At 62.7% G+C, this 22,647-nt stretch carries 18 protein-coding genes; 11 read left to right on the top strand and 7 right to left on the bottom strand.

The window, feature by feature from the left end; translation table 11 throughout:
* Positions 1-17 precede the first annotated feature (17 nt).
* A complete protein-coding gene (locus D8M21_RS04885; RefSeq protein WP_048678532.1) occupies positions 18-2,567 on the bottom strand; it encodes a DNA gyrase/topoisomerase IV subunit A in 2,550 nt (849 codons plus the stop codon).
* Between the two features lie 86 nt (positions 2,568-2,653).
* Between D8M21_RS04885 and D8M21_RS04880 the strand changes: the two genes are divergently transcribed.
* The 3 genes from D8M21_RS04880 (at position 2,654) to D8M21_RS04870 (ending at position 7,345) form a co-directional block, all read left to right on the top strand.
* Entirely contained in the window at positions 2,654-5,371 is a 2,718-nt protein-coding gene (locus D8M21_RS04880) for a bifunctional acetate--CoA ligase family protein/GNAT family N-acetyltransferase (RefSeq protein ID WP_126855677.1), read from the top strand.
* A gap of 118 nt (positions 5,372-5,489) precedes the next feature.
* The gene (locus D8M21_RS04875; protein ID WP_053089931.1) at positions 5,490-6,089 is read left to right on the top strand and encodes a DUF5998 family protein; all 600 of its coding nucleotides are present in this window, start codon (positions 5,490-5,492) and stop codon (positions 6,087-6,089) included.
* A gap of 32 nt (positions 6,090-6,121) precedes the next feature.
* Positions 6,122-7,345 carry an alkaline phosphatase family protein gene (locus D8M21_RS04870; protein WP_238651036.1) on the top strand — a complete coding sequence of 408 codons (1,224 nt, stop codon included), beginning with the start codon at positions 6,122-6,124 and terminating at the stop codon, positions 7,343-7,345.
* A 47-nt stretch (positions 7,346-7,392) separates the two neighbouring features.
* Here the strand turns inward: D8M21_RS04870 and D8M21_RS11345 are convergent, their stop codons facing one another.
* Together D8M21_RS11345 and sepH are read right to left on the bottom strand one after the other, a co-directional pair.
* Positions 7,393-8,661 (bottom strand): hypothetical protein, encoded by a 1,269-nt coding sequence (locus D8M21_RS11345; RefSeq protein ID WP_048678527.1) that lies wholly within the window; start codon positions 8,659-8,661, stop codon positions 7,393-7,395.
* Positions 8,662-8,804: 143 nt separating this feature from the next.
* Positions 8,805-9,926 carry a septation protein SepH gene (gene sepH, locus D8M21_RS04860; protein ID WP_048678526.1) on the bottom strand — a complete coding sequence of 374 codons (1,122 nt, stop codon included), beginning with the start codon at positions 9,924-9,926 and terminating at the stop codon, positions 8,805-8,807.
* 311 nt (positions 9,927-10,237) lie between these two features.
* Here sepH and D8M21_RS04855 point away from each other — a divergent pair, with 311 nt between their 5' ends.
* A complete protein-coding gene (locus tag D8M21_RS04855) occupies positions 10,238-10,537 on the top strand; it encodes a DUF4193 domain-containing protein (protein ID WP_048678524.1) in 300 nt (99 codons plus the stop codon).
* A gap of 88 nt (positions 10,538-10,625) precedes the next feature.
* On the opposite strand, the gene D8M21_RS04850 is transcribed toward D8M21_RS04855, so the two are convergent.
* Positions 10,626-11,186: a DUF3093 domain-containing protein gene (locus D8M21_RS04850; protein ID WP_065424203.1), complete on the bottom strand. Its 561-nt coding sequence runs from the start codon at positions 11,184-11,186 to the stop codon at positions 10,626-10,628.
* A 172-nt stretch (positions 11,187-11,358) separates the two neighbouring features.
* Between D8M21_RS04850 and dut the strand changes: the two genes are divergently transcribed.
* Genes dut through D8M21_RS04830 form a run of 4 tightly spaced genes read left to right on the top strand, consistent with a single transcriptional unit; the run spans position 11,359 to position 13,838 of the window.
* The gene (dut, locus tag D8M21_RS04845) at positions 11,359-11,805 is read left to right on the top strand and encodes a dUTP diphosphatase (protein ID WP_048678522.1); all 447 of its coding nucleotides are present in this window, start codon (positions 11,359-11,361) and stop codon (positions 11,803-11,805) included.
* Between the two features lie 12 nt (positions 11,806-11,817).
* Positions 11,818-12,660 (top strand): DUF3710 domain-containing protein, encoded by an 843-nt coding sequence (locus tag D8M21_RS04840; protein WP_053089930.1) that lies wholly within the window; start codon positions 11,818-11,820, stop codon positions 12,658-12,660.
* Complete coding sequence (locus tag D8M21_RS04835; protein WP_053089929.1) at positions 12,653-13,090, top strand: hypothetical protein; 438 nt, start codon at positions 12,653-12,655, stop codon at positions 13,088-13,090. Before D8M21_RS04840 ends, D8M21_RS04835 begins: the two co-directional genes overlap by 8 nt.
* A 22-nt stretch (positions 13,091-13,112) precedes the next feature.
* Positions 13,113-13,838: a DUF3159 domain-containing protein gene (locus D8M21_RS04830; protein WP_048678520.1), complete on the top strand. Its 726-nt coding sequence runs from the start codon at positions 13,113-13,115 to the stop codon at positions 13,836-13,838.
* Positions 13,839-13,868: 30 nt separating this feature from the next.
* Here the strand turns inward: D8M21_RS04830 and D8M21_RS04825 are convergent, their stop codons facing one another.
* Entirely contained in the window at positions 13,869-14,603 is a 735-nt protein-coding gene (locus D8M21_RS04825; RefSeq protein ID WP_048678519.1) for a potassium channel family protein, read from the bottom strand.
* A gap of 1 nt (position 14,604) precedes the next feature.
* Complete coding sequence (locus D8M21_RS04820) at positions 14,605-15,405, bottom strand: potassium channel family protein (RefSeq protein ID WP_082156634.1); 801 nt, start codon at positions 15,403-15,405, stop codon at positions 14,605-14,607.
* Between D8M21_RS04820 and D8M21_RS04815 the strand changes: the two genes are divergently transcribed.
* The 3 genes from D8M21_RS04815 to acnA all read left to right on the top strand — a co-directional run bounded on the left by D8M21_RS04815 (position 15,386) and on the right by acnA (position 21,998).
* Positions 15,386-17,491 (top strand): APC family permease, encoded by a 2,106-nt coding sequence (locus D8M21_RS04815; RefSeq protein ID WP_082156623.1) that lies wholly within the window; start codon positions 15,386-15,388, stop codon positions 17,489-17,491. The two genes, D8M21_RS04820 and D8M21_RS04815, sit on opposite strands and share 20 nt — an antisense overlap.
* The gene (locus D8M21_RS04810; RefSeq protein ID WP_126855676.1) at positions 17,488-18,966 is read left to right on the top strand and encodes a class I SAM-dependent RNA methyltransferase; all 1,479 of its coding nucleotides are present in this window, start codon (positions 17,488-17,490) and stop codon (positions 18,964-18,966) included. Before D8M21_RS04815 ends, D8M21_RS04810 begins: the two co-directional genes overlap by 4 nt.
* Before the next feature lie 227 nt (positions 18,967-19,193).
* The gene (acnA, locus tag D8M21_RS04805) at positions 19,194-21,998 is read left to right on the top strand and encodes an aconitate hydratase AcnA (RefSeq protein ID WP_048678517.1); all 2,805 of its coding nucleotides are present in this window, start codon (positions 19,194-19,196) and stop codon (positions 21,996-21,998) included.
* Positions 21,999-22,113: 115 nt separating this feature from the next.
* Here acnA and D8M21_RS04800 read toward each other — a convergent pair whose 3' ends face one another.
* The gene (locus tag D8M21_RS04800; RefSeq protein ID WP_238651034.1) at positions 22,114-22,617 is read right to left on the bottom strand and encodes a Rieske (2Fe-2S) protein; all 504 of its coding nucleotides are present in this window, start codon (positions 22,615-22,617) and stop codon (positions 22,114-22,116) included.
* Positions 22,618-22,647 lie beyond the last annotated feature (30 nt).

The raw sequence follows: 22,647 nt of genomic DNA, 5'->3' as shown, positions 1-22,647 counted from the left end.
ACCGCCTACGCATCGGCTTAAGCCGAGTCCGCCTCGTCGTCGCGGACCGAGCCGTCCTCGGCCCCGCTGCCGAGAGCCGGCCCGACGGCGTCAATCGGTTGCTGCAGTTGCACACCGGAACCATCGCGTGTCCCAAATTCCGTGGGCAACGATCGCGAAACTCCGGCCGAAGAGACGGCCTTAGCCGGTCCGCGTCCCGCCCACGCGAGTTGTAGAGCCGACTCGCCTTTCAGGAAGCGATGCGCGCGAACGCCGCCCGTGGCTCGACCCTTGGAGGGATACTCGGAGAATTCGGTAATCTTCACCGAGCCGCCAGACATCCCCGGAAGGCTGTCGCCAGGTTCAGCAACAGTCACGACGACGCCGGGCTCCGTGGGGGAGACGGCACCAAAGAACATCACACGATCCCCGTCCGCGAGCTTAATACCGGCCACACCGCCTCCCGTGCGGCCTTGTGGGCGAACCTTCGCGGCATCGAAGGTCAAAAGCTTGGCGTCGCGCGTGATGAACACCAGGTGATCGTCGTTGGTCGCGTGTGCGACGCCCACGAGCTCGTCGCCCTCCTTGAGGAAAATGATGGGCCAGTCGTCCCGGTTCAGGGGATAGTCAGGATTAACCCGTTTGACCACGCCCTGAGCCGTGCCCATAGCGAGCACCTGATGTAGCGGAGCAAGGGCGATGAGGGATTCACCGCGTTCGAGCGTCAAGAAATCCTTGACCGCAACGCCGGTCCCCAAATTCGGTGCTGTCCCGGATAGTTCGAGCTGCGGGATATCCATGACATTGACTCGAACCATACGGCCAGCCGACGTCACCGCCCCGATCTCGCCCCGCGCCGTGGTCGGGATCAAGGACCGTAGGGCATCATGTTTGATGCGCTTGCCGGGATCCGCAAAGGATTCACGGCCGCCGGGACCACCCGGCGTCCGGCCCACCATGCCCGAGGTTGACAGGGCCACCCAGCAGGGGTCATCCGCGATCTCTAGAGCCAGGCCAAGTCCCTTCTTGGACGACGCTCCGGATGCTGTGACGGCGGAGGCGAGTTGAGCCAAGTCATCGGATTCGAGCAGTTCGGTGCGCCGATCGGTACCGTAGCGTTCGGCGACGTCACCCAACTCATCCGAGACCACGCCACGTAGCTTGTGGTCCGACGCCAAGATGGACTCGAGCTCGTCAATGGTGGAGCGCAAATCGTCGCGCTCCGATTCGAGTTCGATGCGTGAGAATTTGGTCAGTTGCCGCAACCGCAATTCCAGGATGTAGCTGGCCTGTGCTTCGCTCAGGTCGAAAACCACCATGAGTCGTTCCCTGGCCTGAGCGGTCTGATCCGAGGTCCGAATGATCTCGATGACCTCGTCAATGTCGAGCATTGCGATCAGCAGGCCCTCGACGAGGTGGAGGCGGTCCTGGGACTTCTTGAGGCGGAACGCGGTCCGACGTCGAACGACGTCGATTCGGTGCGATACATACACCGTGAGAAGTTCCAGAAGACCCAATGTTTGTGGTTGCCCATCAACAAGGGCCACGTTATTGATGCCGAAGGAGTCTTCGAGCGGCGTGTACTTGTACAGGGACTGGAGCACGGCGTGGGGATTGAAACCGTTCTTGAGCTCGACCACGAGCCGTGTTCCGTTCTTGCGGTCCGTGAGGTCCACGACGTCGGAAATGCCGGACAGCTTTTTCGACTGCACGCCATCCTTGATTTTGTCGATGACCTTCTCCGCCCCCACGAGGTACGGCAATTCGGTGATGACCAACCCCTGTTTGCGGGGAGTAACCTGCTCGATCGACACTTTGGCCCGAGTCTTGAAGGAACCACGGCCCGTCGCATAGGCATCCCGGATGCCGTTGAGACCGACGATGCGACCGCCCGTGGGAAGGTCGGGCCCCGGAATGAACTTCATGATGTCGTCGAGGCTCGCGTCGGGATGGTCGATGAGGTGCTGTGCCCCAGCGATGACCTCCCGCAAGTTGTGAGGCGCCATGTTGGTCGCCATGCCCACCGCGATTCCCGACGAACCGTTGACCAAAAGATTCGGGAAGGCCGCGGGAAGGACCCCGGGCTGGGTGAACTGGTTATCGTAATTCGGCACGAAATCGACGACGTCTTCGTCCAAGTCACCCGTGAGCGCCAGCGCGGCAGGGGCCATACGGGCCTCGGTATAGCGGGCTGCAGCCGGGCCGTCGTCGACTGAGCCGAAGTTGCCGTGTCCGTCTACGAGCGGGATGCGCATGGCAAAGGACTGCGCCAGGCGCACCATCGCGTCGTAGATCGCGCTGTCGCCGTGAGGGTGGAGCTTGCCCATGACCTCGCCGACGACTCGTGCGGACTTGACGTGTCCGCGGTCGGGACGGAGTCCCATCTGCATCATCATGAACAAAATGCGCCGCTGCACGGGCTTGAGTCCGTCGCGCGCGTCCGGGAGCGCGCGGGAATAGATGACGGAGTAGGAGTACTCCAGGAAGCTCGTTTCCATCTCGGAAGACACGTCGATGTCGACGATATTCTCGACCACGTCGAGCGGGAAGTCCTCGGGGGTATGCGACGACTTACGGCGGGGTGCCATCTACGGATCCTCACGGTTGAGCGAAAACGGGCGACCCCAGTCTAGAACAATAGGCGCCTGTGACTTGCGCTACTAGACTGTGGTTCATGGTCGATGAAAATTCCTACCCGTCCCACTGGGAAGCGGACGTGGTGTTGCGTGACGGTGCTACGGCTCACTTGCGTCCGGTGCAACCATCCGATCGTGACGCGCTCGCGGAGATGTATGCCCGGCAATCGGAACGCACGATCTACCTGCGGTTTTTCACCTATAAGTCTGCCTTGAGCGCTAAAGAGCTCACGCGCTTCACGACGGTGGACCACCACGATCGGGTCGCCTTCGTGATCATGCTGGGCGAGGAAATGATCGGCATCGGTCGTTACGATCGCACGAATCAGCCGAATGAGGCCGAGGTCGCCTTCTTCATTTCGGATCATCACCATGGACGAGGCATCGGTTCGATTCTCCTGGAACACCTCGCTGCGGCGGGGCTGGAATGTGGGATCACCAAGTTTTCCGCAGAGGTCTTGCCTGAAAACCGCAAGATGCTCAATGTGTTTTCCGAGGCCGGGTTCGAGGTGGCCCGTGTCTTCGACGACGGCGTCGTGATGGTGAGCTTCGACATCGACCCAACCGAAAAATCTCGGGAAGTCATGGCTTCCCGGGAGCATCGCGCCGAGGCGAAGTCGGTTGCCTCTCTGGTGGCGCCACGCTCGATTGCCGTGGTGGGTGCCTCGCGGGACTGGACGCAGGTGGGCCACGAAATTCTCGTGAACATCGTCGACGGTGGCTTCACCGGACCCGTGTATGGGGTGAATCCCGAGGCCTTCGAATTGGCCGGTATGAAAGCCTTCGCGCGGCTCGAGGATCTTCCCGAGGTTGTGGATTTAGCGGTGGTGTCGGTTCCGATTCCCGCGGTCTCTGATGTCGTGGACCAGTGTGGACGTTTGGGTGTGCGCGGGGTGTGCATCGTGACGGGCGGTTACGCCGACGACGGCGCCCGGGGGCGCGCCCGCCAGCAGGCCCTCGTACGAAAGGCCCGTGGCTACGGGATGCGTGTCATCGGCCCGGCTTCGCTCGGCCTGATCAATACCGACCCGGACGTCAGCCTGAATGCCTCGCTCGGAACCGTCTCACCCTTGCGCGGCCACTTGGGGCTTTTCAGCCAGTCGGCGGCGATGGGGGTCTTACTGGGAACCTCGGCGTACCGGCGCGGGGTTGGGGTCTCTACGGCGTTCTCGGCGGGCAATAAGACGGACGTTTCGGGTAACGACCTCATGCAGTACTGGGAAGATGACCCAGGAACCACGACCTGCTGCATGTACCTCGAATCAATCGGTAATCCCCGAAAATTCTCCCGAATCGCTCGGCGACTGGCCAGATCTAAACCGGTCGTGGTCGCCAAATCCGATGTGACCGGCGTGCGGTTGCCTCCCGGGCATTCCGGGAGGACCACCCAAGCCCCGGTCGAGGCCCTGGATGCGATGTTCCGCCAGTCCGGCGTGATCCGCGCCCACACCTCGGATCACCTCATGGACATTGCGCAACTTTTGGTGTCCCAGCCCCTCCCGACGGGACGTCGCGTGGCGATCTTCTCTAACGCGTTCGCTCTGGGGCAGGTACTGGCCGATGCGTGCGTGAGCCACGGCGTCGAGGGGCACCACACGGACCATGTGTTGGACACCTCGAGTGCGGACATCGACTGCTTGCAGATGATTCGAGACGCGGTGTTGGGCGCCTTGAACTCCGAGTCGAACGACGCCGTCGTCGCCTCATTCCTCCCGTCGCCTTTTGTCACGCCGGAAGAGATCGCCGAGGTCCTCATGGAGTGCGCGGCGGCGACGGGTAAGCCCGTGCTCGCCGCGTTTACTGGGGTCACGGAGCCGTCGAGCTACCGACGGGGAATCCACCCGGTGGAGCGCGAGATCCAGCCCGCCGGATGCGACGAAGCGCGGACCTTTCCGGGCGTTCCATGTTACGAAAGCCCTGGATCCGCCATCGCGGCATTGGCAGCAGCCATGGACTACGCGGCCTGGCGCAAACAGGAAGAGGTCTGTGTCCCGGAGGTCGAGGACGCGGATATCCCCGCCGCGAAGGATCTGGTCCAGGGCCTGATGAGCGGCGTCTCCGGTGACGGACTCGCCGAATTGGGCCAGACAGATACACGAAACCTCTTGGCGACCTTCGGGATCAAGGTCCTGGAATCCGTCCCCTTTGACACGCCAGACCAAGCCGCAGAGGCAGCGAATCGGTTGGGCTACCCGGTCGCCCTTAAAGCGATGGATGCGACTATGCGTCACCGTCTCGATCTCGGAGGCGTCCGCCTGGGTATCGAGAACGAGGACGCGTTGCGGCGCGACATCGATCTCATGCATCGTACCCTGCGCCCTTACGGCGTCTTTGACTTGGAAGTTCAAGCCATGGCTCCTACTGGGCAGAACTGCGTCGTCAGGGCGACGGAGGACCCCTTGTTGGGTCCCGTCTTGTCCTTCGGCATGTCCGGCGATTCCGTGGATCTTCTCGAGGACTGGGCCCACCGGGTGCCGCCGCTGACTCAGGGGGATGTCGTCAAGATGGTGCGAGCACCCAAAGCGGCCCGGAAACTTTTCGGGTACGGCGGGCTGCCCTCCGTGAAGGTCGACATGCTGGAGGACCTCCTGCGAAGGGTTGCCCAGTTGAAGGACAGCCTTCCCGAGGTTGCCCTGCTGGAACTTAAACCCGTGATGATTTCGGCCGATACTTTGACGGTCCTGGGGGCGTCCATGAAGCTCGGTAATCCGCAGCAGAGAACAGACAGCGCGCGACGCACAATGTCTGGATCGTGACACGGACCGACGCGGGTGTGCCCGAAGGACCGTAGAATGACGGAGACGCGTCGAGAACTGATGCGCGAACTGGGTGATGCCGGCGTGACGACGTCGGCGAATCGTCGAAAGCGAGTGAATGGCTGAGTCAGGACATGAAGGGCAAAATCTGGACCGCGACATCGTCAACGCCGGTTTCTACCCGCAATTGGTCAACGACGTGGTGTGGGACGCTCTCGATGGCCAAATTCCCACCTCCCACCTCGTCCATTTGGAAACGCATTTCGATCAAAACGAGGTGCACCGCCACGTTACGGTCGTGGCTTTAGCCGGGGATATTGTTCAAGTCACCCATGTAGACGATCAAGCGTTGGACGAAGACGCCCAACAGATTGTGGCCCACGTGTCCACGGAGACGGTGCCGATCCGAAACCTGACCTCGGTGACGCTTTCCTACGCGTACCGGCAACCGCAGAACTACACGTCGGAAACCCCGGCTTCGGAAGTGACACTCATGATGTCGTGGACGGGTAGTCAGAGGTTGGACCTCCAACCTGCCGGTTGTGCCGACCCACAATGCGAGGCCGATCACGGGTACACCGGAGTGGCAGCGCGCGAAGACGTCGTCTTGAGGATTTCCGCCGAGGCCGATGGACAAAAGGCCGTTGAGGACGCCAAGGAATTCGCCCGAGCCCTTCGGCGAGCCAACACCGAGCTATCCGGAACGTCGCACGCCTGATGGTGGAGGACAAAACCACCAAGTCCGCCGCAGTGACGGATCTTCAGGGCACCCCGCTGCCGGGCCCCCCACGATACGACGGCGCCTCGATTGCCAATGTGCTCAGCTCGGCCGCTTCCGTTTTTCGCCCGGTCGCGGAGTCGGAACGGGCTCCGGAATTTCCGGACCAATTGGGCCTTGGCGATGCGTTGCGGGAGGCCGGGCGTCCCGCCGGCCCTTTTCGGAACGTGTGCGTGGTGTTGGTCGACGGTTTGGGCGAAGAACTCGTCAACCGCCATCGAGGGCATGCCCCGACGTTTCGTCGCTCCGTGAATTTGGGTCCGCTCGACGCCGCGCTCCCGTCCACGACGGCTGCCTCACTCGCGGTGCTCGGTACGGGCCAGCCGACGGGACAAACGGGAATGGTGGGCTACGACGTCGTCGATCCTGAGCGCGACGTCGTCGTGAACCAACTCTCGGGCTGGGACCCGGCGGTCGATCCAGTGGCTTGGCAACCCGTGCCGACCGTGTTCGAACGGCTTGCGGGTATTACCCGTTCCGTGACGGTGTCGATGCCGACCTATGAGCATTCCGCGCTGACGGATGCGGCTCTCCGGGGAACCGAATTCGTGGGGGCAGGTTCGACGACGGCCAGAGTCAGCAAGGCGGCTGAGTTGCTTGCGACGCGAACGCCGACGTTCATGTATCTGTACTGGGGAGAACTGGATCAATCGGGTCATCAACACGGCTGCACCTCGGAGCGCTGGCTCGAAGCTCTTGAAGAGCTCGACCTGGGCCTGAAGCGACTGGCCGCGAGGGTTGGCCCCGAAACGCTCATCCTCGTCACCGCGGACCACGGAATGGTGGATATCCCCGAGGCCGACCGCGTGGATTATTCCGCCTACCCTGAATTGGTGGACGGGGTGAAACTCACCGCGGGGGAGCCTCGCATGGTTCAGTTGCACCTGCAGGATCCCGCGGACCACGAGGCAAAAGAGCGGCTCGTCGCCGCGTGGACCCGTCAATTCGGTGACCGTGCCTGGGTCTTGGACCGGGACGAGCTGATGGAATCCGGATATTTTGGAGCCGAGGTGCGCCCCGGCGTCAGGAAACGGATCGGCGATCTCATCATCGCCGCACGTGGCTCCTTGGCGTTGTACGACCTGCGACGAACCCGCTCCACCGCGTTATCCATGGTTGGGCAACACGGCTCGTGGACCGACGAGGAACGCTACGTTCCCCTCCGGGTTATTCCCCCGACGGGGCAGGGCCGCTAAGGAGCAGGGCCTCGTCGGTCACGGTCCTACTCGCCCCGAAGGGTCGGTTAACCGCGCCCTTGGCCACCACCGTGACTTGCATTTTGTGACGGAATGTCTTGCGCCGGCGCTTCCGTCGCTGCGGTCTTGCCAGAGGGGCGGTTCGGAGTTGCGGGCGCGGCCGGTGTCGTCGGCGCTGGCGTTGGGGCCTGCGTGGGTTCTTGGGTCGGCGCCGGAGTCGTAGGCTCGGGCGTCGTCGGTTCGGGGGTTGTGGGTTCGGGAGTCGTCGGTTCCGGCGTGGTCGGTTCGGGGGTTGGCGTCGGCGCGGGAGCCTGTGTCGTCGGAGCGACGGTGGGGGCTTGGGAGACGCTTCCTTCCGGTGCCGTCGGAACGGGCTGTTGCTCGATGACACTCGGTACGGGTGCCGGTGGCGGGGTTTCCCACGTGGGCGCTGGTGAGCTGCTGGTGGGCGTGCTTGAGGTGGTCGTTGCCGACGAGCTGGCAACCGGGGGAGCATCGTTCTGTTGGTGGTTGAGGAAGAGGACCGTTCCTCCACTGATGGCGAGGACGGCCAAGACTCCCGCGCCCGTCCATATCCACGGTGTGGCCTTCGATCCTCGCGCGGTGTCTTCTACAGGACTCTCAACCGATGCGGCATTGCGGTTCGTGTCATCACTGCCTGGAGCAGCGATGCCTGCGGGCTCTGGACCAGGGCCGCTTTCGGATGAACCAGCTCCTTCCGGAGCATGCTCGATGGGATTTCCGTCGGCATCTGCTGCCGACGTCGCGCTGATTGATTCAGGCGAGGAGGCGGCGTTGGCGGCCATAGCGCCCGCCGCGATCCCCGAAGCCGTTGCGCCTCGGGAGCTCGTGGAACCGCCGCTACGGGCGCGTTGCTGGGAACGGCGACGTGCCTCGATGGCTTCGCGGCGTCGTTGTTGTTCCCTCCGCTCACGCTTGGTCGTAGGAATCTCGGCATCGGAGAAAAGCTCGTCATTGAGGCTCATCATCGGCTCGGTGGCCGGCGATACCGTCCTGGAGGATTCTGTTTGACCAACGTATTCGTAGCCTGGGGCTAGGTCGTCGCGGTTCGCGGAGCCAGGTTCCTCGGACTCCAACGGCTCGGTGGGTGACGCCTTGTCTTCGTCCACAGGTTCGGAGTGGTCCATGGAGGAACCGTCGGCGGAGGACGACGCGTCCGACGGACGTGACGTTGTGTTACCGGACGTCGAGGGTTCTTCCTCCGAGGTGGAGGACGTCTCAGACGTGGTGTTTTCCTTCGGGCCGATCGGCGATGTGCCGCTCCCTGGACGCTTTTTGCGGCGGTTCTTCCCCATGCAGACCTTTGCGCGTTGTGTGCGAAACAGGCAGTTGACTACCTCATACATAAAAGTACCGTGATATCGCGGCTACTGACGAGTTTATAGCTACCGAATGTTTCTAAGGATAAGCAAGGTCACGGTTTGGGGTGGTGTTGGTCTTAGTCTTTGGGACGTTGCTGCCCGAAGACGATGTCATCCCAACTGGGAATTGAAGGCCGGCCGCTCCGTGAACGCGATGAACCCTGCTTGGCAGAACTGGCCTGGGAACGGGCTTCGTCCATCCCCTCGATGTCGAGGGTGGGTTCGCTGTCCTCGGCTTCGGCTTCATCCGTCGTGGAGTCTTCCATCGGAAGGTCTTCGCTCATCTGAGCGAGGCGTCGATCGCTGTCCGGGTCAGCGCCTGCACGCGTCCCGCGACGGGTCTCCAGCTCGTCCAAGAGGGCTTCCGTCGATGTCTGCTCATCGCTCACGGCGTGAAGGTGGCTTCGTGAAGTGCTGGGAACGGACTCTTCGGCGTCCTCTGGTGCGACGGTCGACGACTCCGTGGAATCGTCTACGACGTCGTGAGAGGGTTCGTTCCCGCCGTCGGGGTCGGCGTCCAATCCTGCGGCGTGCGGCGGGGTCGCCTCATCCGCCGGAGCCTCCACGGGCTGAGGGCCGTCGTCGGCGTCGGACAAGCTCTTGCCCAAGAGGAACTCGGCGACGGCGTTGCCCGCCGTCACGGTTTGATTTGCGGGGTTATAGACAAATCGGGCGGGAAAATCCGCGCCGGGGGAAATCTGGGCGAGAGCGGACTGCGAATAATCCACGGAGACCGTGACATTCCACTGACCGTCCTCGCGTTGCCAGGAATTCCACTGGGCATCGCCCTCGGCGAAATTCCAATCCTCGCGAACCGCCACGACCTGGTCGTGCAGAGTCCGGCGTCCGGGGGAGTGATGGCCGAGTTGGCGGACGGTTACCTGACGAGCGGCCGCCACGATATGGGCGCGCTCTGCCAAAATGGGCCATTCGTATCGGCGCACGCGCTCGGGCTTCCAGCCGGATTCGGCAACGATCTCGTCCACGCTGGCACCTTGCCGAAAGCGAGTCTGAATATCTCGAGGGCCGTATTCACCGCGACCGCTCAAGCCCCGAGGTGCTTGGGCGCGTCGGGCCTTGACTACGGCATTGCGTAAGCCGTTGTCGATGCGAACCTGATACCGGTGCCCGTCGTTCGCGGATTCGAGGACGAGGTGTTCGCCGTCGTCCTGGACACCCACGAATGTCAGCCGATCCATCAGTTCTCCTTTGAAAATACTCGTCCGGCGCGTCCGTGACCTGGACGATCGCGCCCGCTTCTCCAGACAGAATACCGCCTGTGTTCTTTTTCAAGGGACTTCCGTATCGACGCGAATCAGCTGTCAGGAAATTCGGCTGGACAGTTACGGGGGAGATAGTGAACAATCATCGCGACACCGGCACACGTGACTCCGATGAATTTACCGAGATGGCGTCGGCAAGTGTGTATGCCGGCTGGGAGAACCACTTGACGATCGATTTGGCCCTGTGGGCCGATTGACACAAAAACCAACGAAAGCGTGACAAACACATGGCTACCGATTACGACGCCCCGCGCAAGCAAGACGAAGAGAGCAGCTCCGACTCCATCGAGGAGCTGAAGTCTCACCGAAGCGATCAGCAGTCCAACGTCGTCGATGAGGACGAGAACGCTGCCGCCGAGAGCTTCGAGTTGCCGGGCGCCGACCTGTCCCACGAGGAACTCTCCGTGGTGGTACTCCCGGCCCAGCAGGACGAATTCACCTGCGCTTCATGCTTCTTGGTGCGTCATCGCTCTCAGATTGCACGCGAAGAAGACGGCCTGTACTACTGCGTGGAGTGCGAGGCGTAAAACTCGCCGTGACCCGTTAACGCATAAGGGGAGGGACCGAAATGGCCCCTCCCCTTTATGTGTCGGCAACGTGGTGACCTCTGAGCGTTCAGGGCGCTTCTTCCTCGTCCGTCTCGGCGACGGGCTGATCGATGAGGGGTGTACGAACCGTCTGTTCCGCAGGGTCCGAACCCAGTGCCAGCGCGAATTCTTCGGGACGGCGGGAATTTGTGAGCCAATACGGCGTCGGATCCGCGGGGTCGGTGATGTGAATTCGTGCGACCGGGGAAACCCACGGGCGGAAATTCATGAATGCTCGGCCATCGGCGGCGGGGCCGCACGCGATGCGAGCGTTTTCGCCCCGGAAAACCTCAACCTCCCCGACGAATTCGCGTTCGATGTGAGCGCGACCGACTTGGAGCGAATCTTCTGTGACTTCCAGCACGGGAGATGAGGAATAGAGAATTAAACCCAACGTTGCCGCAACAATAATTCCGGCCACGATCGCGATCGGGATGTTGATGGGGGCACCCACGGCAAAGCTGGCGACGCCGGTGAGGGCCACGAAAATCCACATGCCCGCGCCGGGGACGAGCTTTTCGTGGAATATGACGCGGCCGGGATCGCCGAAGGGCGCGTCGTCGGGGGTTGGGGAGGCAGGCTCAGACATGCCTCCCAGAATACGCGTCGGCGCCCTCGGGGAGTTAACCCGTGAGCCCGGCCACGGCGGTGAAGCCGCTACAGTGGCCTAAGGCGTGTCGGGATAGCACCCCGCGCGTCGACCTGAGGACGCGCTCATAGCCGGCGCGGGATCCCATCGGCGACAAAGGAGTAATGGGTACATGCACCCCACCGTGGACGTACCGGTGCAATTATTGGACGCGGGCATCGAGGCCCCAAGCTACGCGAAGGACGGCGACGCCGGCGCGGACTTGCGGGCCCGGCACGACGTCACCTTGGCCCCCGGCCAGCGCGCCCTGATTCCCACGGGTGTGGCGATCGCCTTGCCTCAGGGCTACGTCGGCCTGGTCCACCCACGTTCCGGACTCGCGGCCAAACACGGCATCACCGTCGTCAATGCCCCGGGAACCGTGGACTCCGGCTATCGTGGCGAATTGATAGTCACGCTGCTGAATACAGACCAGAATGAAACTTATGAGATTCATCGCGGGGAGCGCATCGCTCAACTCGTGATCCAGAAATACGAGCACGCCACATTTGGCATCGTCGACGAACTGCCCGTTTCCGAACGCGGTGCGGCCGGTTTCGGCTCGACGGGAACCCTGTAGGAAGGACCGAAAGTGCTGGGATTCGGAAAGAAAAAGAAGCAGGACGCCGAAGCAACGGACGAGACATCGAAGGACGTGGAGTCTGCCAAGCAAACTCCGTCCTCAGAGGCTTCAGGCGCGACCTCGGTTGAGGACACCGATGCCGAACGCGATCTGGTGAATGCGGACGATGACGAAGATATCGAGGGCGCCGAACAGGCCGCGGCCGCCGCGGACCAGGACCTTGAAGATGAACCGGACCGTTCCGTGACCGGCCCTTTCGACGTCTCCGAGATCGAGACCGACGACTCGTACATTGATCTTGGTGGGCTTCGAATCAAACCGGATGAGAACGTCAATATGCGCATCGATGTTGATCAGCGCAGCCAGTCGGTCGTGTCCGTGACCTTCCAGAAGGACGGCGCGGTCCTGCAAGTTCAACCATTCGCCGCGCCGAAGAGCCGGGGCTTGTGGGCCGAGGTGCGGGCCGAGCTGGCCGCGTCGGTGCGCGAGCAGAACGGCGTCGTCGATATCTTGGAAGGCACTCTGGGCCGACAGGTCATCGCGAAATTGCCGGCATCCTTGCCGAATGGCGACAGGGGTTACCGCGTGGCACGATTCGTCGGGATCGACGGCCCCCGCTGGTTCTTGCGCGGTGTGTTCTCCGGAGACGCCGCGGTCAAGCGGAGTTCTGCCCGTGAAATGGAGCGCATCTTCCGTAGTCTCGTGGTCGTTCGCGGACGCGAACCCATGGCTCCTCGGGATCTCCTGCCCCTGAACATCCCGGATAACGCCGTGCGCCGTGACCCCACGGAAGAAGAGGCTCAAAGCTTGCCGGTTCCGGAACGCGGCCCGGAAATCACCAAGATTGGCTGATTCCGAACCCACCACGGATATGCCCGTGCGGTCAGGTGCCCCGCAACAACGCATTCGAGTGCTCGTCGAGGGGCGAGTGACGGAAGTGCATCTGCAACCCATCATGGCGCGTCCGAGGTACGAGGCTGAAGTGGACATTACCGCGAGCTATCGAACCGTGTCCTCTGAGACCCGGGGCAAGACCCCGAAAGGCTCCTTTGCGGCCCCGACATCGGCAATCGCGATGGATATGCCGCACTTCGACACGGACGATGAGGCGCCCCTTGGGCCGGGGACTCACGTTCGATTGGTCTGGCACGGGCAACGAACCGTGCCCGGCATTGGCGCCGGCACGAGACTGCGGTGTTCGGGGATGCTCGCCGACCTGAACGGCGTGCCGGTCATCTACAACCCGCGCTACGAAATCGTCTCGCGACACCAAGAGATTTGATGGAGAAAAGGAAAGCGACCGCATGAGTGAGCACCATGACCACCCGGGAGAGGCCGCCGAGGGGCCCGAGGAGCGGCGACTCACCTTTGGCCAGCAGATGGCCCAGGCGTATGGAAACTCCGGAGCATTCCGCCGGGATGAACGCGGCCAGATCGACGTGATGCACGCGATCGGGGGAGTTCGAGGACTCCTTGAGGCCGTTTTGCCGTCTATCGCCTATCTGACGGCCTTTCTGATCACCTCGTCGTTGGGCATTTCCCTGTCGATCGCGATCGGTTTGGCAGTGGTGGCTTCAGTCCTCCGATTCATCACCGGAGGCCAAAAGATTCAGGCGTTCTCCGGAGCGGTCGGCGTGTTGATCTGTGCATTTTTCGCTCACGCCGGGGGCAAGCCGATCGACTACTACGTGGTGGGCTTCTGGACCAACGGCGCATACGCGGCGGGCCTGCTTCTGTCGATGGCGGTGCGGTGGCCCCTCCTCGGATTGATCTACGGCATGCTTCGGGGCGAAGACACCGCGTGGCGTGGGGAGCCGGCACGACGACGCGTGTATCAGCTCGCCACCGGCGTCCTCGCTGCGATGTTCCTCGTCCGGCTCGCGGTTCAACTCCCGCTATTCTTCGCGGAGAACCTACCGGCGTTGGGCATCAGCCGTCTGGTGATGGGAATACCGCTGTACGCTTTCTGCCTCTGGATCACGTGGATGATGACGCGCCCCGCCGTCGTCGTGGAGGCCGCAGAGAACTGATCTCGGCGGCTCCTCAACGGCGGAGACACGCTACATCTCTTGCCCTTGGCTGAGCTCGTCCGTACCGGGCTCATCGACGCGCTCAAAACTCGACTCGGAACTGTCTACCTCGGCGTTGAAGAGGCTCCGCAATTCGCGTTCTCCGGTCGGGGTGGTGATCAGGAAGAGCTCATCATCGCCTTCGACGACGTCGTCATTGCTGGGCGTAATCGGGACGCCATCTCGCAAGATGGCGACCAACGTGGTTTCGGCCGGCCAATCGATGGTTTCCACCGTCCAGCCAACGTACGGGTGATCCGTGGGGACCGTGTATTCGATCAACGTTGCCCCGCCGGTTTGCAGGTCGAGGAGACGCACGACGTCGCCAACCTCCACCGCCTCTTCCACGAGCGCCGTCATCAGGCGCGGCGTCGACACCGCGACATCGACACCCCAGGATTCGTCGAAGAGCCACTCGTTCTTCGGATTGTTGACCCGGCCCACGGTTCGGGGAACCCCGAATTCCGAACGGGCCAGGAGAGAGACCACCAAATTGGACTTATCATCGCCGGTCGCCGCCACAATGACGTCGGCGTTTTGAGGTTCGGCCTGGCGGAGGACGGATAATTCGCAGGCGTCACCAATGAGCCAGTGGGCCCCGCGCAAATCAGACCGGCCGATGGACTCGGGTTTTTCGTCGAGAATCGTGACCCGGTGGCCATGGCCCAACAACTCGTGCGCAATCGAGGACCCCACGGATCCTGCGCCGACAATCAGTACCTGCACGTTATTCCTTTCCCATGCCTCGGCCAAGGCCGGAATCGCTGGAATCCTTGCCGTTGACGTCGTTGAGCCTCTCGACCGTCGAGGCGGGTTTTCCCCAGGACCGCTGTTGGAGTTTCGGTTCGAGGGGCTCGTCGTCCAACCCTGCCGGGGGAGCCGAGAGAATCCTCGCGACCGCGTTCATCTCCTGGGTGCGCATCATCGCGTGCACGACGTCGCCTTGCTGATAGCTCGTCTCGGCGCTCGGCAACATGCCTTCGCCAAACCGGGTGATGTAGGCAATCCGCAATTCGGCGGCGTCTTCGATGTCGCTCAACGGGTGGCCCGTCCAGTCCTCATGCAGCTGTAGCTCGGCCAGGACGAGACGGCCCGACGCTTCGCGGTAATCGCCGGTCATCGACTGCTCCGGGAGGATGCGACGCAGCACCTGGTCTGTACTCCAACGAACCGCGGCCACCGTGGGGACGCCTAAACGTTGGAAGAACTCGGCCCGGTTGGGGTCGTTGATGCGCGCCACCACGTGCGCCACCTTGAACGTTTCGCGTGCCACGCGGGACGCCAAAATATTGGAATTGTCGCCGCTCGACACCGCCGCAAACGCGTAGGCACTTTCGATGTCGGCGCGCTTCAAGGTTTCGCGGTCAAATCCCACGCCCTTGACCTTCTTGCCGTCGAAATCCTTGCGAAGCCGGCGGAAAGCGCGTTCGTCCTGGTCGATGATCGCCACGGTGTGACCGGCGGCCTCGAGAGAATGCGCGAGCATCACGCCGACGCGGCCGGCGCCCATGATCACGAAGTGGGGCACGGTGGATGGTCTCCTGACATTGTCGTGGGCCGCGGTCGAACGATGGATTCGGACGCGGCGGTGGGCTCAGGACCAGCGTAATGCACCCACGGAAACGACATCCGGTGGTGCGGTAGCGTATGGCATTGTGCAAACACTTCCCACTCGCTTGCGGCGCGCTCTTTTTGGCGCACCGAAAGAGACCGAGCAGATTCGGAGTTTGGTCCTGTCCAAACGCTCCGCGCTCGCGGTCTTTGGTGCGGATGGATTCTCGGCGATTGCCTATGCACCGGATGAAATCATCATGGTTCTGGCCCTGGCGGGCACTGCGGGCTTGGCACTGTCCCCGTGGGTTGGCCTCGGGGTAGCGATCGTCTTGCTGCTGGTTATCGGCACCTACCGATACAACATCCGGGACGTGGCCGTATCCGGCGGGGACTATCACGTGGTGACGGAACTCCTCGGGCCCAAGACGGGAGCGGCCGCTGGTGTCAGCCTGCTGTTTGACTTCGTCCTCACCGTTTCCGTTTCCGTTTCCTCAGCGGCAACGTATCTCATGGATCTCATCCCCGCTGTGGCGGGCCACCGACAATTGGTCGCCGTGTGCCTGGTCATCATTCTGACGCTCGTCTTTATCCGCGGCCTTCGATTCATGGGCCGGGTGGCCTTCATTCCCGCCGCCCTCTTCGTCGTGTGCCTCACCGTAACGCTGGGAGTGGGCTTGGTGGAGGCGTGGAGCGGCTCGTTGGGGCAGGCCCCCAGCCACGACTTCTATGTCAGACCGGAAACCGCAGAATCCAACGCCCTCACGGGTATGGGATTGTTCCTCTTAGTGGCCCGTTCGTTTTCCTCAGGCGCGGTGACCTTGACGGGTGTGGAGTCCGTCAGCAACTCGGTGCGCTTCTTTAGGCCACCCAAAGCTCAGAATGCGGCACGAAGCTTGACCATCACTGGGGTGGCTACCGCGGTCGTCCTGGTCGTCGTGCTCTACCTGGCGCGTGCCAGTGGTGCCGTGGTCACTATGGATTCCACTCAACTCGTCCTGAACGGCCAGGGCCGCTCCGAAGACTTTCAGCAGATGCCGATCTTGGCGCAGGTAGGAGAGGCAGTCGGCGGCCACGGGGTCATGTTTTACGCCTTGGTGATCAGCACGGTGCTGTTCTTGCTGATGGCACCGGCCGCCGCATACGCGGGATTCCCGATCTTGGCATCAACAATGGCCGAAAAGGGCTACCTGCCGGTGCACTTCCGTGCGCGGAGCAACCGGTCGCTCTACGCCAACGGCGTGCTCGTGTTGGGGGGCTCGGCGGCGGTCGTAACCCTCGCCTTTGGAGCGGATGTCAACGCGCTGATTCAGCTGTATGTGGTGGGGGTCCTCTTCTCGATGTCCCTCACGCAGACCGCCGTGTTCTTGCGGCGTCGTCGCGAGATCCGTGTGGTCCTGGATGCTCAGCCTCGACGCCGCCTCCTGCGCGACCAAATCATCACCGCGATCGGCTTGATCGCCACGGTCCTGGCGACCGTCGTGGTCTTGCTGACCAAACTCACGCAGGGTGCGTGGGTCACGGTCCTCGTCGTCGGCGTCGTGACGATGACCGCGTGGATCATCAAAAAGCACTATTCCGCGATCGAACGGGAGCTCGCCGTGACACAAAGGAATCCGCTCAAGGCTCTACCTTCACGGGTCCACGCGATCGTCGTGGTACCGCGGTTGCGAAAGCCCGCGCTACGGGCCCTGGCTTACGCTCGGGCGACCCGACCCTCGACCATCGAGGCCTTGGTGCTCAACGTAGATGAAGCCGGGACTCGGAAAACCCGTCAGCTCTGGGATCGCTACGAAGTACCGGTGCCGCTGACGATCCTTGCATCGCCATATCGCGACCCCGTTCTGCCGGTGGTCGAACACGTCCGTGGAGTGCGACAGGCCTCGCCCCGCGACGTCGTGATCGTGTACGTTCCCGAATACGTTCTGGAGCACTGGTGGGATAAATTCCTGCACCATAGATCGGGACACAAAATTGCCAAGGCACTACGCCGCGAACCTGGAGTGGTAACGGCCGTGGTGCCGTGGCGGCTCGGACACGAAGACGAGGAGATGCTGGCGTGATCGAAGAAGGCAGCGAGATCGAAGTAGATCTGGACCGAATGGCGCACGGGGGTGCCGCCGTCGGTCGACACGAATCCCTCGTGTGCTTCGTCCGAGATGGACTTCCCGGTGAGCGCGTCCGGGCCCGTGTCGAGTCACTGGGCAAAGGCGGCCGTTTCGCCAATGCTCGGGCCGTCGAGATCCTGAATCCCTCACCGGATCGGCGATCTTACGACTGGGCCCCCGCCGATCCAGAGCGAACCGAAACGCCCGTCGGAGGCGTCGACTACGCACACATCCGCCCTGAGGCGCAGCGCCAATACAAGGCAGGAGTGATCCGAGAGCAGCTGGAACGATTGGGCGGAATGGATCCGGCCGACGGCCTCTTGACCGACCTTACGGTTCAGCCCTTGGACGCGCCCTCCGACGAGGGATGGCGCACGAGGGTTCATTGGGCCGTCGATGATTCGGGCCGCTTAGGTATGCATCCATATCACGGCTCGGACATCATCCCGGTCGAGGACTTGCCCTTCGCGATCGCCGGAATCAATGCCTTGCGCCTCTACGAGGGGGAATGGCGGAGCATCCAGCGCATCGATGTGGCGGCTCCCGCATGCGGCAACCCACCCTTGGTGGTCCTTACGGCCGTGGACGGCGTCGTGCCGGAGGAGATCGCCGACGACATCGACGTGGAACTCGGAATGTGCCTGCCCACCGACGAGGCGGTCGGGGCCGTGATTCTCCCGGCCCCACGCTCCGGACGTTCCCGGGGCGAAAAGCCCGCTCCGGTCGTGGTTCGGGGGAGCGGGGACGTCGTCGAGGAACTCAGCCTCCCCGACGGCTCGTCATTGCGTTTCAGAGTGGGAGCCGGCGGATTTTGGCAGAATCACCGCGCAGCGCCCGAACGACTTTACGACCTCGTGGGACAAGCTACCGGACTCGCCGAAGGAGAAACGGCTTGGGATCTGTACGCCGGGGCCGGGCTCTTGACGGCGGCGCTCGCGGACCGCGTGGGAGGACCTGGGACAGTGTGGGCCGTGGAGGGCTCGCCAGTGACTGCCGCCGACGCTGAATTCAATTTTGGTCCCGAGGGTCGAGCTCGGACCCCGCGCGCGGCTCAAACTCAGATCGTGACCACCCGGGCCGGCGTCGAACAGGCACTGGCTCGATGGGGCACGCCGAGTCGTGAGGCTCACGGAGGGGCCGATCCCGTGCGCCGAAACCGGCCTGCATCGAGGTACTCGCCCGAGCCGTCATCCATTCCCGACGTCGTGGTCCTCGACCCGCCACGCCAGGGCGCCGGGCGAAAAGTCTTGGAGCGTCTGACGCAGATTGGTCCGCGGCGCATCGTGTACGTGTCTTGCGACCCGGCGGCATTGGGTCGAGACACCGGCTATCTCGCCGCCTTCGGATGGAAGCTTGCGGAGGTGACGGGGCTGGATATGTACCCCGATACACACCATGTGGAGACGCTGGCCGTTTTTGAACGAGCCTAAATTTCCAGGTGGGACGGTGGTTCGTCCTCGGCACAAAGTGTCGTCACATGAGGGTCCGCCCGCGCACTTACGGGTACACTTCAAGGCGAAGGCTTAGTGTCACTGTGTCTCCAAAGGTTTGCATCACACCTATCACCGACGCTCTGCAAGGGCGTATTTGCGCTAGGACTCACCTGGGGACACGGAACTACGCCCCGTAATGACAGTGGCGAGAGGAGTCCCAAGCAATGAGCACTGTGGACAGCTTCGGATCCAAAGGCGCGTTGAACGTCAATGGAACCGACTACGAAATTTTCCGACTCAGCAAGGTCGAGGGCGCGGAGAAGCTGCCGTTTAGCCTGAAGGTGTTGCTCGAAAACCTGCTTCGCACCGAAGATGGCGCGAATATCACCGACGAGCACATTCGAGCCCTGGCGAACTGGGATCCCACGTCCGAACCGGACACCGAGATTCAGTTCACGCCGGCTCGCGTGATCATGCAGGACTTCACCGGCGTTCCCTGCGTGGTCGACCTGGCCACCATGCGCGAGGCCGTGAAGGACCTGGGCGGCGACCCTGGCAAGATCAACCCGCTCGCTCCCGCCGAGCTCGTGATCGACCACTCGGTGCAGATCGATTCCTTTGGAAATAAGGACGCGATCGAGCGCAACATGGACATCGAATACGAGCGCAACGGCGAGCGCTACCAGTTCCTCCGGTGGGGACAGACCGCCTTTGAGGACTTCAAGGTCGTCCCCCCGGGAATGGGCATCGTTCACCAGGTCAACATCGAGTATCTGGCCCGGACCGTCATGTCTCGTGAGGTGAACGGCGTCCTCCGTGCGTACCCGGACACCCTCGTCGGCACCGACTCCCACACCACCATGGTGAATGGTTTGGGTGTTCTCGGCTGGGGCGTCGGCGGCATCGAGGCCGAGGCCGCAATGTTGGGTCAGCCCGTGTCCATGCTGATTCCCAAGGTTGTGGGCTTCAAGCTGACCGGCAAGATTCCCGCCGGCTCGACCGCGACCGACGTCGTGCTCACGATCACCCAGATGCTCCGTGAGCAGGGTGTGGTCGGCAAGTTCGTCGAATTCTACGGCGAAGGTGTCGGTGAGGTGCCGCTGGCCAACCGCGCGACGATCGGTAACATGAGCCCCGAATTCGGTTCGACCGCCGCGATCTTCCCGATCGACGACGTGACCCTGGACTACCTGCGCCTGACCGGCCGTAGCGAGGATCAGGTCGCCTTGGTCGAGAAGTACACCAAGGAACAGGGTCTGTGGCACGACCCGAGCAACGAGGTCGAGTACTCCGAATACCTCGAGCTTGATCTCTCGACGGTGGTTCCCTCGATCGCTGGCCCGAAGCGTCCCCAGGATCGCATCGAGCTGACCAATGCGAAGCAGCAGTTCCGTGCGGATCTGAACAACTACGTGAACGGCAAGCAGTCCGAGGCGGGCGACGAGTCCTTCCCGGCATCCGATGCTCCGGCCGCCACGGCTTCGAATAAGGAGCAGGAAGAGCAGCGTCCGCGCCGCGTTTCTGCCGCCGCGTCCGCCAGTGGCCGCCAGTCGAATCCGATCGACGTCGATATGCCGGATGGACGCGAGTTCGAGCTGGATCACGGCGCCGTCGCGATCGCTTCGATCACGTCGTGCACCAACACCTCCAACCCGTCCGTCATGATGGCGGCCGGCGTGCTCGCTCGTAACGCCGCGGCGAAGGGCCTCAAGGCCAAGCCGTGGGTCAAGACATCGATCGCACCGGGCTCGAAGGTCGTCACCGACTACTACGAGAAGGCTGGCTTGTTGCCGGAGCTCGAAAAGGTCGGGTTCTACATTGTCGGCTACGGCTGCACCACCTGCATCGGTAACTCGGGCCCGCTCGAGGACGAGGTTTCGCAGGCCGTGAGCGATAACGATCTGTCGGTCACCTCGGTGCTTTCGGGTAACCGTAACTTCGAGGGACGCATCAACCCCGACGTCAAGATGAACTACTTGGCTTCGCCGCCGTTGGTCATCGCCTACTCGTTGGCCGGGTCCATGGACTTCGACTTCGAGAACGACGCTTTGGGTCAGGATGCGGACGGTCACGACGTCTTCCTCCGAGACATCTGGCCGGATCCGACCGAGGTCCAGTCCATCATCGACGATTCGGTCTCCACGGACCAGTACAGCACCGAGTACGGAACGATCTTCGACGGTGACGAGCGCTGGCAGAACCTGAACACCCCCACGGGTGACACGTTCGAGTGGGACGAGAAGTCGACGTACGTGCGCAAGCCACCGTACTTCGAGGGCATGACGATGAACCCGGATCCCGTGGAGGATGTCCAGGGCGCACGCGTGCTCCTGAAGCTGGGCGATTCGGTCACGACCGACCACATCTCGCCGGCCGGCTCGTTCAAGTCCGATACCCCCGCGGGTCGGTACCTGACCGAGAACGGCGTGGAGCGCAAGGACTTCAACTCCTACGGTTCTCGCCGTGGTAACCACGAGGTCATGATTCGCGGTACGTTCGCGAACATCCGCATCAAGAACGAGTTGTTGGACGGCGTCGAGGGCGGTTTCACCCGCGACTTCACGAAGGGCGGCGAGCAGGCCGCGGTGTACGACGCCGCACAGAACTACGCCGCTGAGGGTACTCCGCTGGTCGTCTTGGGCGGCAAAGAGTACGGCACGGGTTCGTCCCGTGACTGGGCAGCGAAGGGCACGCGCCTGCTGGGCGTCAAGGCTGTCATCGCCGAGTCCTTCGAGCGCATCCACCGTTCCAACCTGATCGGCATGGGCGTTCTTCCGCTCCAGTTCCCGCAGGGTGAGTCGCACTCATCCCTCGGCTTGGACGGAACAGAGACGTTCTCGATCACGGGCGTGACCGAAATCAACGAGGGCAAGACTCCGAAGACGGTTCACGTGACGGCGACCTCGGAAGACGGCAAGACCACCGAGTTCGACGCCGACGTTCGCATCGATACCCCAGGTGAGCGGGAGTACTTCCGTAACGGGGGCATCTTGCAGTACGTGCTGAGGAACCTGGTCCGCGAGGCCTAAGAGCCAGCCGGATAGCACGACGCCGGGCGGGGGAGTTGAATGACTTCCCCGCCCGGCGTCGTTATTGAGGGTGTGGTTTCTCCGCGGGCTCAGGGCCGCGCGAGGCGCTGGCTGGCTAGCTGATGGTGACGCGGTCGCCGTTGACCGCGACGGTGTACTCCGGAAGGGCCTCAGGTGCCGGACCGGCCTGGACGGATCCATCGCTCAGCGAAAAGACCGAGCTGTGGCATGGACACGTGATGGTGTCCTTCTGGACGTTAACTGAGCAGCCTTGGTGCGTGCAGGACGAGCTGAAGGCTTTGAACTCGCCGGGCTTGGGTTGGGAAACGATCGCCGTCACGCCGTCGGCCGATGCTTTGATGCCGCTGCCCACGGGGACATCGGCGGTCGACGTGAGATCCACGGGTTTCTGGGGATCGATGCTCGCTTTGCCACTGCTCTGGTCCGAATCGGAGCTGGAGCCACATGCCGAAAGGACGGCTGCGGTTCCGGCCAGGGCACCCGCTCCGGCAAGAGCGGAACGTCGCGGGGTCCCACCACGTACCGATCCGTCGGTTCCGGCCGTGTCGGCCGCCTCCGTGATGTCGTGCGGATGGTGAGTGGGCTGCTGCTCTGACAACGTGTCCTCCGTGGATTGTCTTGTGATGCG

This window comes from Kocuria sp. HSID16901 (genome assembly GCF_003989425.1).
GTDB classification, from domain to species: Bacteria; Actinomycetota; Actinomycetes; order Actinomycetales; family Micrococcaceae; genus Rothia; species Rothia massiliensis.
This window is presented reverse-complemented; position numbering and strand designations above follow the sequence as displayed.

Bases quoted from the DNA above. Each gene is read 5' to 3' on its own strand.
- D8M21_RS04885 (WP_048678532.1), bottom strand. From the start codon at position 2,567: ATGGCACCCCGCCGTAAGTCGTCGCATACCCCCGAGGACTTCCCGCTC.
- D8M21_RS04880 (WP_126855677.1), top strand. From the start codon at position 2,654: ATGGTCGATGAAAATTCCTACCCGTCCCACTGGGAAGCGGACGTGGTG.
- D8M21_RS04875 (WP_053089931.1), top strand. From the start codon at position 5,490: ATGGCTGAGTCAGGACATGAAGGGCAAAATCTGGACCGCGACATCGTC.
- D8M21_RS11345 (WP_048678527.1), bottom strand. From the start codon at position 8,661: ATGGGGAAGAACCGCCGCAAAAAGCGTCCAGGGAGCGGCACATCGCCG.
- sepH (WP_048678526.1), bottom strand. From the start codon at position 9,926: ATGGATCGGCTGACATTCGTGGGTGTCCAGGACGACGGCGAACACCTC.
- D8M21_RS04855 (WP_048678524.1), top strand. From the start codon at position 10,238: ATGGCTACCGATTACGACGCCCCGCGCAAGCAAGACGAAGAGAGCAGC.
- D8M21_RS04850 (WP_065424203.1), bottom strand. From the start codon at position 11,186: ATGTCTGAGCCTGCCTCCCCAACCCCCGACGACGCGCCCTTCGGCGAT.
- dut (WP_048678522.1), top strand. From the start codon at position 11,359: ATGCACCCCACCGTGGACGTACCGGTGCAATTATTGGACGCGGGCATC.
- D8M21_RS04830 (WP_048678520.1), top strand. From the start codon at position 13,113: ATGAGTGAGCACCATGACCACCCGGGAGAGGCCGCCGAGGGGCCCGAG.
- D8M21_RS04815 (WP_082156623.1), top strand. From the start codon at position 15,386: ATGATCACGAAGTGGGGCACGGTGGATGGTCTCCTGACATTGTCGTGG.
- acnA (WP_048678517.1), top strand. From the start codon at position 19,194: ATGAGCACTGTGGACAGCTTCGGATCCAAAGGCGCGTTGAACGTCAAT.